We start from the raw sequence: 13,396 nt of genomic DNA on the forward strand, positions 1-13,396 counted from the left end.
AGAGCACCCCGATCCTGTCGGGGGGTGCGGATATCCTGCAGTACGGTGTCGGCCCGGGGCCCCCGCTCCCGCCGCCCGTTAGCCTGCCCACAGCTCGCCTCGATCCAGGAGAACGCCCTCGTGACCGCTGAGACTCTGTACGGGGCCGACGACCTGACCCACCTCGAAGGACTCGAGGCGGTCCGCAAGCGTCCCGGGATGTACATCGGCTCCACCGACAGCCGGGGCATCAACCATCTCTTCACCGAGGTCGTCGACAACTCCACCGACGAGGGCGTGGCCGGACACGCCACGCGCGTCGTCGTCACCCTGCACGCCGACGGCAGCGTGCAGGTCGACGACGACGGCCGCGGCATTCCCACCGGGGTGCACGCGAAGTCCGGATTGTCCGGCGTCGAGCTGGTGCTCACGCGGCTGCACGCGGGCGGCAAGTTCGGCGGGTCGGGGTACAAGACGTCGGGCGGCCTGCACGGCGTCGGCGCGTCGGCGGTCAACGCGCTGTCGCACCGCTTCGACGTCACGGTGAAGCAGAACGGCAAGGTCCACCAGATGTCGTTCGCGCACGGCGTGCCCGGCGTGTTCGACGGACCGGGTCCCAAGGCGAAGTTCACCCGGCACTCGGGGCTGAACCTCGTCGGCAAGATGAAGCGCGGCGAGCGCAGCGGCACGTCGATCAGGTACTGGTACGACACGCGGTACTTCGAGACCGGCGCGGCGCTCGACGTCGACGGTGTCCGCGCGAAGCTGCGGCACACGGCGTTTCTCGTGCCGGGTGTCACGTACGTGCTGCGTACGGCGTTCGAGGACACCATCAACGAGGAGACCTTCCACTACCCCAGCGGGCTGGCGGACATGGTCGAGTTCCTCACGCCGACCGGCGAGAAACCGGTGTGCGGCACGCTGATCATCACCGGCGAAGGCACGTACAAGGAGAACGCGGCCGACGCCAACGGCGTGATGCAGTCCAATGTGGAGCGGCACGCGGAGATCGAGGTCGCGCTGCGCTGGGGCACCGGGTACGAGCGCACGGTGGAATGCTTCACCAACACCATCCGCAACGTGCACGGCGGTACCCACCGCCGCGGTTTCGACCGCGCGGTCACCAGGGCGTTGCAGGACACGATCGGCAAAACGCGCGGGCTGCTCAAGCCCAAGGAAGACCCGCCGACGCTCGAGGACGTCCTCGAAGGCATGACCGCGGTGATCCACGTCCGGCTGCCGGAACCGCAGTTCACCTCGCAGACCAAGGACGAGCTGTCCACGGCGGGCATCACGCGGGTGATCCAGGGCGTCGTGGACAAGAAGATCCGCGCCTGGACCGAGGACCGCAAAACCAAGTCCGAGGCGAAGATCGTGCTGCAGAAGGTGGTCGACGCGGCGCGCGTACGGCTCACCCAGAAGCAGCAGAAGGACGCCGCCCGCCGCAAGACCGCGCTGGAAGGCGCGGCAATGCCGCCGAAGCTGGTGGATTGCCGCACCACGGGCGTGGCGCGCAGCGAGCTGTTCCTGGTGGAGGGCGACAGCGCCCTCGGCTCGGCGCGAATGGCGCGGGTGTCGGAGTACCAGGCGCTGCTTCCGTTGCGGGGCAAGATCCTCAACGTGCAGAAGGCGTCGCTGGGGGACACGCTCAAGAACGCCGAGATCGCGTCGATCGTGCAGGTGCTCGGGGCGGGCACCGGGCGCACGTTCGACCTCACGACGATGCGGTACGGCCGGGTGATCCTGATGGCCGACGCGGACGTCGACGGCTCGCACATCCGCACGCTGCTGATCACGCTGTTCGCCAAGTACATGCGGCCGGTCATCGAGGACGGCAGGCTTTACGCCGCCATGCCGCCGTTGCACAAGATCACCACGAAGGGCCGCGGGTCGGAGACCGTCTTCACGTTCACCCAGCGGGAGATGGAGCAGAAGCTCGCCGAGCTGGAAGCCGCGGGCAAGCAGGTCGTCACGCCGGTACCGCGGTTCAAGGGCCTCGGCGAGATGGACGCCGACGAGCTGTGGGAAACCACGATGAACCCGGCCACGCGCTCGGTCCGCCGCATCACGCTCGAGGACGTGGAGGCCGCGGAGCTGGCGCTCGAACTGCTGATGGGCGAGAAGGTGGAGCCCCGCCGCAACTGGCTCGTCGAATCCTCCGACCGCGTCGACCGCGACGCCATCGACGTCTGAGTTCTCTTTAGGCACAAGGAGTTTCTGCCGTGGCACGCCGCAAGGGCCCCACCACCAAGGTCGACCCGTCCGCGTTCGACTCCGCGGGCGCACAGGTCTTCGACAACCCGCTGAAGACGGAAATCGAGGACTCGTACCTGGAGTACGCGTACTCGGTCATCCACTCGCGAGCCCTCCCGGACGCCCGCGACGGCCTGAAGCCGGTCCACCGCCGGATCCTCTTCTCGATGAACGAGAACGGCTACCGGCCGACGCATGCGTACGTGAAGTCGTCCCGCGTGGTCGGCGACTGCTTCGTCCGCGGCGCGCTGGTGTCGACGCCGGACGGCCTGCGGCCGATCGAAAGCATCGAAATCGGCGACCGGGCGCTCGACAGCCACGGCACTGTCGTGCCGGTCACCGAGGTCTACGAGAACCCGCCGGCCGAGCTCGTGCGCGTGACCTGGTCGAACGGCCACACGATGACGGTCACCCCAGGCCAGCGCTTCCGCACGGTGGCCGACGATTCCACCCTCACGTGGACCGCCGCACGCGACCTCCCGGGACGGCTCACGGTCGGATACGGCCGAGGGCGCCGCGCCGCTCTGCCGGTAGGCGGCGATCGCTACGGGTACCTGCTCGGCCTGATCACCGCCGAAGGATTCGCCGTCGACCGGAGCCGTGCGGCGGACGGCCGAGTCCGCATCCACATGTGTGACCTCGAACCGCTCGATGCGGTGTACGAATGGGCGACGGCCAACGGAGTGGGTGTCACGCGGGGAAGGCGCGCTGCGGCGAAACCAGGGTGGCGTGATCAGGACATTCTCACCTTCTCCCGGCATGACGGCCTACTCGCGGCCGGAAGCCCGCTCAGCGATGCGAAGCAGGTGCCCGCCGAGGTTCTCGCTGACCGATCGGCCTGGGCACCATTCCTCGCGGGCCTGTTCGACGGTGACGGCTACATCCGGAAGAGCCACCGGGAGATCGTCTACGTCAGCACGAGCAGCGAGCTCATCCGGCAGGTCTACGCAGTCCTCGCGGACCTCGGCATCCACGGCCACCATTGGCGCAACGCCAAGCAGGACGGCCACAAAACCCTGCTGGGCCTGTCCATCAGCGGAGCCGACGCGGCGGAGCTGGCACGCGTTCTTCTCCCGTGGATCACGATCGGCTACAAGAAGAGCAGCCTCGAAAAGCTCACCGAAATCGCCTACGGCTACGGCGGTAAGCAAGGTAACGACCGGCTGCCGAACAAACAGATCATGGCCGAATTCTCCGGCGCCCACCTCGGCGGTGGCTGGTTCCGCGACACCGCCGGAAACGCATTCCGGGCGTCGCTGTCGGCGGTGAGCGGGGCCAAGGTCCGCTATGGGAAGGACCGGCACGGCACGGCGCTGGCTGAGCGTTCGTTCCCGCTTTCCCGGGCGTACCAGGACGGATGGATCGACAAACTGCGCCGCATCGGTTCGCCCTTCGCGGAGCGGCTCGATGCGCTGAACGGGTTCTCGTTCCTCGAAGTGGTCGCAGTCGAGCAGGTCGAACCGGACGTCACCTACGACATCCAGGTCGGCACCGCGGAACACGAGTTCACGGTCGAAGGCTTCGCCGTCCACAACTGCATGGGCAAGTACCACCCCCACGGCGACGTGGCGATCTACGACGCGATGGTCCGGCTGGCACAAGACTTCTCGCTGAACGCGCCGCTCATCGACGGGCACGGAAATTTTGGGAGCCCAGACGACGGACCGGCGGCAAGCCGTTATACCGAAGCGCGGATGTCCCCCGAAGCGATGCTGCTCGTCGGGGAGCTGGGCGAAGACACGGTCGACTTCCGGCCCAACTACGACGGTTCCCTCGAAGAGCCATCGGTGCTCCCCGCGGCGTACCCGAACCTCCTGGTCAACGGCACTTCCGGCATTGCCGTCGGGATGGCCACCAACATGATTCCGCACAATCTCGGTGAGGTCATCGGGGCCGCACGGTGGCTGATCAACCATCCGACGGCCACGCTCGACAAGCTGATGGAGTTCGTTCCCGGACCCGACCTGCCCACCGGTGGGTCGCTGCTCGGGCTCGACGAGGTGCGCAAGGCGTACGAGACCGGGCGCGGGGTCGTGCGGATGCGGGCGAATGTCGAGACCGGGCCGCTCGAAGGCAGCCGTGGGCGGCAGGCCATCACGGTCAGCGAGCTGCCGTACGGCGTGGGTCCCGAGAAGGTGATCGAGAAGATCACCGACGAGGTCAACAAGTCCAAGCGGCTCACCGGGATCGCGGACGTCAAGGACCTCACCGACCGCGAGAACGGCACCCGGCTCGTGATCGAGTGCAAGGTCGGGGTCAACCCGCAGGCGCTGCTGGCCGACCTGTACCGGCTCACGCCGCTGGAGCAGTCGTTCGGCATCAACAACCTCGTGCTCGTCGACGGGCAGCCGCAGACGCTCGGCCTCAAAGCCCTGCTCGAGGTCTTCCTGCGGCACCGGTACGAGGTCGTCACGCGGCGCACGCGGTACCGCCGCCGCAAGCGCGAAGAGCGGCTGCATCTCGTCGAGGGTCTGCTCATCGCGCTGCTGAACATCGACAAGGTCATCCGGCTCATCCGCGAGAGCGAGAACGCGCAGGCCGCCAAGGACGGCCTGATGAAACGCTTCAAGCTCACCGATATCCAGGCCACCTACATCCTCGACACCCCGCTGCGCCGGCTCACCAAATACGACCGGATCGAGCTGGAAAGCGAGCAGGACCGGCTGCGCGAAGAGATCGCGGAGCTCACCACGATCCTCGACGACGAGTCCGTGCTGAAGAAGCTCGTGTCGGCCGAGCTGGCGAAGATCGCCAAGGACTTCCCCACCGAGCGGCGCACCCGGCTCATCGACGGTGACCTCAAGGAGGTGCTGGCGGCGTCCAAGCCGTCCGGTCCGCTGGAGGTCGCCGACGATCCGTGTCAGGTGATCCTTTCCGCCACCGGTCTCGTCGCGCGGACGGCGGCGGAATCCGAGGAGGCGTCGGAGGTTCGCCGTCGCAATGGCCGGGTCAAACACGACACCGTGTCCGCATTGGTACATACCACCGCACGCGGGCAGGTTCTGCTGATCACCAGCCGCGGACGCGCGTTCAAGACCGAAGTGCTGCCGTTGCCGGTGCTGCCGGAACAAGCGGGCACGGTCTCGCTGCGCGGCGGAATGGCCGCGAAAGAGCTGGTGCCGCTGGAAAAGGGTGAGCACGTCGTCGGCATTGCGCCGCTGGGGGAACAGGCGGCGGGCTCGCCGGGGCTGGCCATTGGTACCCGCGGCGGCGTGGTGAAGGTGTGCGCCCCGGAGTGGCCGGTCCGCTCGGACGAGTTCGAGGTGATCAGCCTCAAACCGGGTGACGAGGTCGTCGGCGCCACCTGGCTCACCGACGGCAACGAAACGCTGGCCTTTGTCTCGTCCGACTCGTCGATGCTGCGGTTCACGGCCTCGCTCGTCCGCCCGCAAGGCGTCAAGAGCGGCGGGATGGCAGGCATCAACCTGACAAAGGATGCGAACGCGGTCTTCTTCGGCGCCATCCGCACCGACGACGAGGAACACGGCGAACCGATGGTCGTCACGGCCACCGGGCAAAGCGTGAAGGTCACGCCGTTCAGCGAGTACCCGGCGAAGGGGCGGGCGACCGGCGGGGTACGGGCGCACCGGTTCCTCAAGGGGGAAACGCAGGTGCTGGTCGCGTGGATCGGGCCGCGGCCGGCCGGGGCAGCGCGGAACGGCGACCCGGTGGAGCTGCCGGAAATCGACCTGCGCCGCGACGGTTCCGGGCACGCCCACCCCGGTCCCGATGTGGTGGGCCACGTCATCGAACGCGACTGAACCCGGGATATCCGGGCACCTCGGGTTCCCGGACAGGCGCCATCTCACGCTCGGTGCCTGTCCGGACACCCTGGCGGATCATAGGATGCGGGTACTGCATGACGTACCGCACTGTCCGCACGAAGAGGAATGCTTGATGTCGCAGGCAATCGGCTGGAACAACTTCGTCGACACCACGGCGCTGCCGGAGTATCGGCGCCTGCGGCTGCTGGAGGAGCTTTTCGACCCGTTCAGCCTCCGGCAGCTGGACTGCGTCGGCATCCAGCCGGGCTGGCAATGCCTGGAAATCGGGGCCGGTGCGGGATCGATCGCCGAACGGCTGGCCGAGCTGGCCGGGCCGGCGAACGTGGTGGCGACCGACCTCAACCTCACGTTCCTCGACCCGATCGCCGACCTCGGGGTCACCGTCCTGCACCATGACGTCACCGTCGACGAAGCGCCGGGGCGGTTCGACCTCATCCACACCCGGTTCGTGCTCGATCACCTCCCCGAACGTGAGGCGGTGATCAGGAAACTCGCGTCCTGGCTCAAGCCCGGTGGCTGGCTGATGCTGGAAATCGGCACCACGCTCCCCGCGCTGTCGTCGCATCCGGCGAACCAGCGGTCGATGACCGTGCTGGCCGACGTGATGGCCGAACGGGTCGGGACCGCCCCGGAGTGGGCCCGTACGCTGCCGGTGCCGCTGGAGGAGGCAGGTCTGACCGACTGCGCCGCGGAAGGCATGATCATGCCCGCGCGGGGCGGCGGACCGCTCGCGCACTGGCTCAAGTGCACCACGAAACTCGTCGAGGAACACGCCGTCGCCACCGGGATGATCACCCGCGACGAGCTGGCCGAGGCGTACGCGAACTACGATCAGCCGTCCTTTGTGGACTACACCTGGATGACCGTGGCGGCCCGGGGGCGCCGGGTCTGAGCTCAGGCCGCCGGGGTCAGCCGCACGGGCAGATGCCGGACCCCCCAGGTGAAGTTCGACGCCGTGTAGGCCGGTTCCCCGAGCTGCTCGACCGACCCGACGCAAGCGGACAGCTCCGCCAGGAACACCGCGAGCTCCATCCGGGCGAGGCGGGCGCCGAGGCATTGGTGCCGTCCGCCGCCGAACGCGAGATGCTGGTTCGGGGTGCGGCCGAGATCGAACCGCTCCGGGGCCGGGAACGCAGTCTCGTCCCGGTTGGCCGAAACGTTCCATACGGTGACCCGGTCCCCGGCCGCGATGTCGGTACCGGCAATCCGCGACGGCCGGGTGGCCGTACGCAGGACGTGCACCCCCGGGGTCGTCCATCGGAGCACTTCCTCGACCCCGTTCCGCACGACGTCGAGCCCTCCGGCGCGAAGCACGTCCCACTGCGCCGGGTTCTCCAGCAAGGCGAGTACCGCTCCGGCGGCCGAGTACCGGGTGGTCTCGTTGCCCCCGGCGAGCACGCCGTTGCAGTTGACGACCACCTCCTCGTCGGTCAGCAACCGGGTCTCCCCCGGGACCTTGGTGGACCGCCGGCTGTGCGCGAGGTGGCTCACGAAGTCGTCTTCCGGGGATTTCCGCCGCTGCTCCACCAGATCCGAGAAGTACAGGAAGATGTCCGCGTGCGCGGCGCGCCGGCTCGCCGCGTCCGCCCCCTCGAACGCCGCGTTCATCGTGCCGCCCAGCCAGTCCCATTCCGGGCGGGGAACGCCCATCAGCGCGCAGACGACGCGAGTCGGGACCCGCCGCACCACCTCGACGATGTCCACCTCCCGTTCCCGCACCGCCTCGGCGAGCAGTTCCCGGACCACCCGCCGGACCAGATCCTCGGCATGCGGAATCCGGGCGGCCGAAAACCCTTGCGCCAGCACGCGTTTGAGGTGCGAGTGGTCGGGCGCGTCCGACACGATCAGCATGCGCTGGGTCACCGCGGCCACCGCCTGCGGGTTCGTGTCCAGCCGCATCCCGTTGCGGGAACTGTAGGTCTCGGAATCGCGGTAGACGCTCAGCGCATCCGCGTACCTGGTCACCGCCCAGAAACCCGGCCCGCCGGGTTCGCGATGCCAGTGCACCGGATCGTTTTCCCGCAGCCAGGCCAGCGGCTTGCGGTAACCGGTGCCGGAGAACGCGCGGTCGTCGGTGAGATCGATCAGCACGCCGGTACCCCGAGCAGCTTCGCCAGCGCGGGAAGGGTGGTCTCGGACAGCTCGGTGCCGAACATGTGGCCACCGTCGAACTGGCGCCGGGCGAACTCCCTGGTGGTGTAGCCACTCCAGCCATCGAGGGACGCTGCGGTGACGAGCTCGTCGGCGTCTCCGCCCCACGCGTGCACCGCGAAGTCCAGGCGGTGTTCCGGGGGAAGATCGAAGGTCGCGGCCAGCGCGCCGTCGCGGCGCAGCAGGGTCAGCACGTAGTTCCGGGTGTCCCGATCGAGGTCCCGGACCGTGGCGGAACCCGCGTCGAGAAGCCGGTGGAGGACTGCCTCGCTGCCGTAATCATGATGGGTGGACGCCCACTCGTGCGGAGGTTCGCTGGCCGCGACGACGAGTGCGACGGGCGGCCGTCCGCGTTCGCCCAGCCGGCGGGCGACCTCGTAGCCCAGCAGACCGCCGAAGCTCTCCCCGAACACGACCAGCGGCGCAGCCGGCTCGATCAGGCCGGCGACCTCCGCGACCACGGCTTCGGCCGCGTCGGCCAAAGTGTCCGGATGCTTGTCCGGCCACCGGTTCTCGCGGCCGGGCAGCTGGACGCCGACCACCGACACGCGGTCGCCGAGCCGCTCCTGCCACGGCCGGTATCGCCCGCAACCCGCGCCGCCGTGCGGCAAACACAGCAGCGTCGGCCGCCGGGCGGGCTCCGGATGCCAGGTGACCAGCCAGGAACCGGGACGGCCGGTCCCGGACCCGGTCGCCGTCCCGGTCCGCCGGTCGAGCTCCCGCGCCAGCTTGGCCGGGGTCGGATGGGACAGCAGCACGGTGATGGAGAACCGGATCCCGGTCGACCGGCGCAGTGCCGCCACGGCCTGCGCGGCGAGCAGCGAATGGCCGCCCAGCTCGAAGAAATCGGCATCGACGTCGACGACCGGACGTTCCAGCAGCTCACTCCACGCCGCACAGACTTCCGATTCCCGCGGCGTACTCGGCGCTCTCCCGCCGCCGGTACCCGTTGCGCCAGACGCCTGGCTGAGCGCGTCGCGGTCGACCTTGCCGTTGCCGGTGGTGGGCAGTACCAGCACGAGGTCGACCACCGACGGAACCGCGTGACCGGGCAGCTTGGCGAGACAGTGTTCGCGGATCGCCCCGGCATCAATGTGGTTCCCGGGCGCGACGACGGCAGCAATGCCAAGCGCCGCACCGGATTCCAGGACGAACGCGGCCGCCGACGTGATCGCCGGAAGCTCTTCGACGACCTGCTCCACCTCCGCGAGCTCGATCCGGAAACCACGCACCTTGACCTGGTCATCGGTGCGGCCGAGGTAGTCGAGCTGACCGTCCGGGCGCGCCGAGACCAGGTCGCCGGTCCGGTAAAGCCGTTCGCCACCGGCAATCCCCGGCACCGGGCCGAACCGGTCGGCGGTGAGCGCAGGCTGGTTGCGGTACCCGCGAGCCAGCGCAGGCCCGCCGACGTACAGCTCACCCGGTGTCCCCGGCAGCACCGGACAGCGGTGCTCGTCGAGCACGAACGTCCGGTACCCGGGGAGTGCGCGGCCGATGGTGACCGGGTCGTCGCCGCAGGCGGTGTCGGCCCAGGTCGCGGCGATCGTGGTTTCGGTCGGCCCGTAGACGTTGAGCATCCGGCGGCCGGTCGCGAGCCGTTCGGCGAGGTCGCCCGGGCAGCGTTCGCCTGCAGTGACCACGAGCTCCACTGTGGACAGTGCGTCGGTACAGGTGGCCAGCAGTGATGGCGTCAGGCACACCGTACGCGGTTTGATCGCGGCGAGGTGTCCGGCAAGGTCGGTGTCGTCCGCGGCAAGGTCGATGATGGCGGTGCCCTGTCCGTGCAACAGGTGCAGCAAGGTGCACCACAGCCAGCCGTCGAAGGCCGGGGACAGCGCGTTCACCCCCAGCCCACCGGGCGGAATTGACAGTTCGGCCAGCGCTGCCACCAAAAGGTCCAAACCACGATAGGTGACCTCCACCCCTTTGGGCCGCCCGGTGGTACCAGAGGTGTAGACCAAATAGGCGAGGTCACCAGCGGCAGGCGGCGGTGCCGGATTTTCCGTTGCGCCAACGGGATCAACTCGAATGAGCCCGGTCGTCGTAGCGAATTCTTCCGTCGCCAGAAGCACTTCCACCCCGGCGTCGTCGAGAACGAAGTTGAGCCGTTCGGCCGGATGCCGTTCGTCCAGCAGGACCGCCGTCGCGCCGAGCCACCACGCGGCCAGCAAACTGGTTGGGGCGTAACAGGATCGTCCGGTGGCCACGCCGACCATCGTGCCCGCCCCGGCCCCGGCGGCGGCCAGCGCGGCAGCCGTCACCCGGAATTGCCTGGCCTGCCCTCGGAAATCGAGGGTGCCGTCGGATGCGGTGAAGGCGACCGCGGAAGGAGTTTCGGCAGCCCACCGGTCGGCTGCGGCAAACAGGCGAACCGGCATCGGGGCAGCAGTAACGGACATCCGGTCTCCCGCTCAGTAATGGACGGAACCGGCGAACCGCGCCGGGAACAATGCCCGACAGAGTACGGTCCGGCCACCGGGAAAACAACGGAGCACCGGATCCTGTCCACCCGGATTTCCGGACAGCCGCCCGAAAATGGTGCTGCCGTGAGGGATTCCCCCCTTCTTCCCTCGAACCGGATTGCTCATTCGTTTTTCGGTCCGCAAAAGAATTGCTCCCCTGCTCAGGTGAGCACCCGCTATCGATCCGGATCGAATCTCGGATCGAGCAGGCACGACGGCGCCGGATCCCGGATCGGAGCGGTGTACCCCAGCCCCGATCCTTCGGCGTGCGGACGGACGCCGAGCAGGATGGTGTAGCCGTCCGGAACCTTGCCGATGGTCACGGTGCCGGCGCGGTCGACCCGGAGCCCCAGGTTGCTGCCGCGGTACGTTTCGGCGCGGTCGAGGCTCGCGCAGTCCGGGGTCATCGGCACCGCCTTCGCCCGCACCCCGAACTGCCGGAGCTTCGCGTTCGCCGGACCGAGCGCCTCGACCTCCCGCACCGACACAGTTACCGAGCCGTCGGTATTCCGGGTCACCGCGTAAGCCTGCGGAACGGCCCCGCACAAGACAGCGAGCACGACACCCGCGGCCCCGGCAATCCAGTGCGGACCCCGGCGGACCCGCTTCCGGCGAACCTCTTCGAGCCCGGCGCCGTACCTGGTCAGCAGGTCGTCGAGCAACCGATCCTCGAAGTCACTCATCACCGGCTCCGACCAGCTTGCGCAGCTTGCCGCGGGCCCGGAACAACCTGATCCGCAGGGCACCGGGCGACACCTCGAGCACCTTCGCCGCCTCGCTCGGCGTCAGGCCGGTGAGGTCGACCAGCTCGATCGCTTCCCGGTCGATCTGCGGCAAAGTCTGCAGCAGGTCGATCAAGGCGCGGCCGGCGCGCTCCGCGTCGATCCGGGCGTCCAGTTCGGCGAGTTCGTCCGGACCGAGCACGCGCCGCCCGCCGAGCCGGACCACGACGTCGCGTCCCCTGGTCACCGCCTCGCAGTGCCCGGCGAAAACGCGGCGGGCGATCCCGAAGAGCCAGGCCCGCGCAGTGCCCTTCGCCGGGTCGAAGGTGCCGAACGAGGTGATCGCCGCGACGAACGTGTCCGCGGTGAGGTCCGCGGTCGTCTGCGGGTCTCCGGTCCGGCGGGCGAAGTACGCCGTCACCACGCCGACCTGCGCCCGGTAGATCTCTTCGAAGGCGCCCGCCGTGCGCCGCACCCGGCGGGCCGGGGCGTACCGCAGTTCGGTCATGGGACGGCTCACTCCTCCTGGTTGCCGGTTTCCGGGAAGTGCGTTACACCTTCGCCGGTGCCGGTCCGCGCCACGTAACGGAACCGTCCGCAGCCCGCAACAACCGGATATGACCTTCACCAAAGCTGTCGGCATCGCTCTGCTCAGCGCCGCTCTGCTACCGATAGCCGCACCGGCCGCCCGGGCGGACAGCGTCTCCTGGTCGCCATGCGCGGAGGACCAGACCGCGGAATGCGGAACCCTGACCCTGCCCGTCGACTGGGCGAAACCGGCCGGGGAGAAGTTCCGGCTCGCGGTGGCCCGCCGGAAGGCGACGGATCCGTCCCGCCGGATCGGCGTCCTCCTGGTGAACCCCGGCGGACCGGGCGGGCTCGGGCGGAGCTACGCGATTTTCGGCGGCAAGCGCTTCGGCCCGGAAGTACAGGCGAGATTCGACATCGTCGGATGGGACCCCCGGGGCGCCGGGGAGAGTACGCAGATCAAGTGTTCCTCGGACCTGTTCTACAAGCAGGTCTCCGAGTACCCCGCGGACGCGGCCGCGTTCGACGCGCTGGTCCGGCACAACCGGGAGCTGCGCGACGACTGCCGGGCCCGCAGCGGCCCGATCGCCGACCACGCCGACACCGGGTCGACCATCCAGGACATGGACGCGCTCCGGCAGGCCCTCGGCGAACAGCAGATCAACTACTACGGCCTGTCTTACGGAACGCTGTTCGGCGAGCAGTACGCCGAGCGCTACGGCCGGAAGATCCGGTCCATGGTCCTCGACAGCACGATGGACCACAGCCAGGGCGTGGCCCAGTTCGCTGCCTCGGCCGCGGAAAGCTCGGAGGCTTCGTTCACCGAGTTGGTCAAGTGGTGCGAACGAACCACTGCATGCGCCCTGCACGGCCAGGACGTCCGGAAGTTCTGGGCCGACCTGCTCGCCGACGCCGACCGCGGGCAGGTCCGCGACCCCGAAGATCTCAGCCGCCCGCTCAGCTCCCGCACGATCATCGGACTGACCTCGGACGCCTTCTACGGTCCGTCATTCGGGGAACTCGCGACGTGGCTCAAGGGCCTTCGCCGCGGGACGCCGGTCACCCTGCGCGCTGCCGGAGGGGAAACCGCGGTCCCGGGACCAGCGATCCTCTGCTCCGACTGGAACCTCTCGGTGAACGATTTTGCCAGCTACCAAGCACTTGCCGCGCTGGAAAACGCCCGTGCCCCGCAGATGCGCGGCGGTGCCATCGGGCACCGTTCGATCGCGCAATGCATCGGCCGCGCGGCGGACGTGAAGAATCCACAACGCCCGCTCGTCATCCGAGACGCGCCGAAGATCCTGATGCTCAACTCCCGCTTCGACCCGGCAACGCCGTACTCGTGGGCGAAATCCGTGCACGAACAGACCGCGGATACGACAGTTCTCCTTACCTACCAAGGCTGGGGACACGGGATCTACCACCGGAACAAGTGCACCGAAACCGCCGTCGACACGTATTTGACAACCCTCAAGACTCCCGCACCGGAATGCGCGGCAGTGGAACCGAACTGACG

General features: G+C 68.7%; 8 protein-coding genes. 4 read left to right on the plus strand and 4 right to left on the minus strand.

The genetic code is table 11. The features are described from left to right. The first annotated feature begins 120 nt into the window (after window positions 1-120). From OO71_RS14555 to OO71_RS14565, 3 genes are all read left to right on the plus strand, one after another. A complete protein-coding gene (locus tag OO71_RS14555) occupies window positions 121-2,172 on the plus strand; it encodes a DNA gyrase/topoisomerase IV subunit B (RefSeq protein ID WP_033290277.1) in 2,052 nt (683 codons plus the stop codon). Between the two features lie 29 nt (window positions 2,173-2,201). Then, on the plus strand, window positions 2,202-5,993 hold the full coding sequence (locus OO71_RS46405; protein WP_034263151.1) for a DNA topoisomerase (ATP-hydrolyzing): 3,792 nt from the start codon (window positions 2,202-2,204) through the stop codon (window positions 5,991-5,993). A gap of 85 nt (window positions 5,994-6,078) precedes the next feature. Next, window positions 6,079-6,909, plus strand: a complete 831-nt coding sequence (locus OO71_RS14565; RefSeq protein WP_051791551.1) for a class I SAM-dependent methyltransferase — start codon at window positions 6,079-6,081, stop codon at window positions 6,907-6,909. Window positions 6,910-6,911: 2 nt separating this feature from the next. Here OO71_RS14565 and OO71_RS14570 read toward each other — a convergent pair whose 3' ends face one another. From OO71_RS14570 to OO71_RS14585, 4 genes are all read right to left on the minus strand, one after another. Continuing rightward, a complete protein-coding gene (locus tag OO71_RS14570; RefSeq protein WP_033290278.1) occupies window positions 6,912-8,108 on the minus strand; it encodes a cytochrome P450 in 1,197 nt (398 codons plus the stop codon). Beyond that, the gene (locus OO71_RS48215) at window positions 8,102-10,546 is read right to left on the minus strand and encodes an AMP-binding protein (protein WP_063740065.1); all 2,445 of its coding nucleotides are present in this window, start codon (window positions 10,544-10,546) and stop codon (window positions 8,102-8,104) included. The genes OO71_RS14570 and OO71_RS48215 overlap by 7 nt, the downstream gene beginning before the upstream one ends. Before the next feature lie 260 nt (window positions 10,547-10,806). Next, window positions 10,807-11,313: a hypothetical protein gene (locus OO71_RS14580; protein WP_033290279.1), complete on the minus strand. Its 507-nt coding sequence runs from the start codon at window positions 11,311-11,313 to the stop codon at window positions 10,807-10,809. Beyond that, window positions 11,306-11,860, minus strand: coding sequence for an RNA polymerase sigma factor (locus OO71_RS14585; RefSeq protein ID WP_051791552.1), 555 nt, complete (start codon window positions 11,858-11,860; stop codon window positions 11,306-11,308). Before OO71_RS14585 ends, OO71_RS14580 begins: the two co-directional genes overlap by 8 nt. A gap of 109 nt (window positions 11,861-11,969) precedes the next feature. Between OO71_RS14585 and OO71_RS14590 the strand changes: the two genes are divergently transcribed. After that, complete coding sequence (locus OO71_RS14590) at window positions 11,970-13,394, plus strand: alpha/beta hydrolase (protein WP_051791553.1); 1,425 nt, start codon at window positions 11,970-11,972, stop codon at window positions 13,392-13,394. Window positions 13,395-13,396: the final 2 nt, after the last annotated feature.

The organism is Amycolatopsis jejuensis (genome assembly GCF_000717335.1).
GTDB classification, from domain to species: Bacteria; Actinomycetota; Actinomycetes; order Mycobacteriales; family Pseudonocardiaceae; genus Amycolatopsis; species Amycolatopsis jejuensis.

Bases quoted from the DNA above. Each gene is read 5' to 3' on its own strand.
- OO71_RS14590 (WP_051791553.1), top strand. From the start codon at position 11,970: ATGACCTTCACCAAAGCTGTCGGCATCGCTCTGCTCAGCGCCGCTCTG.
- OO71_RS48215 (WP_063740065.1), bottom strand. From the start codon at position 10,546: ATGCCGGTTCGCCTGTTTGCCGCAGCCGACCGGTGGGCTGCCGAAACT.
- OO71_RS14585 (WP_051791552.1), bottom strand. From the start codon at position 11,860: ATGACCGAACTGCGGTACGCCCCGGCCCGCCGGGTGCGGCGCACGGCG.
- OO71_RS14580 (WP_033290279.1), bottom strand. From the start codon at position 11,313: ATGAGTGACTTCGAGGATCGGTTGCTCGACGACCTGCTGACCAGGTAC.
- OO71_RS14565 (WP_051791551.1), top strand. From the start codon at position 6,079: ATGCGGGTACTGCATGACGTACCGCACTGTCCGCACGAAGAGGAATGC.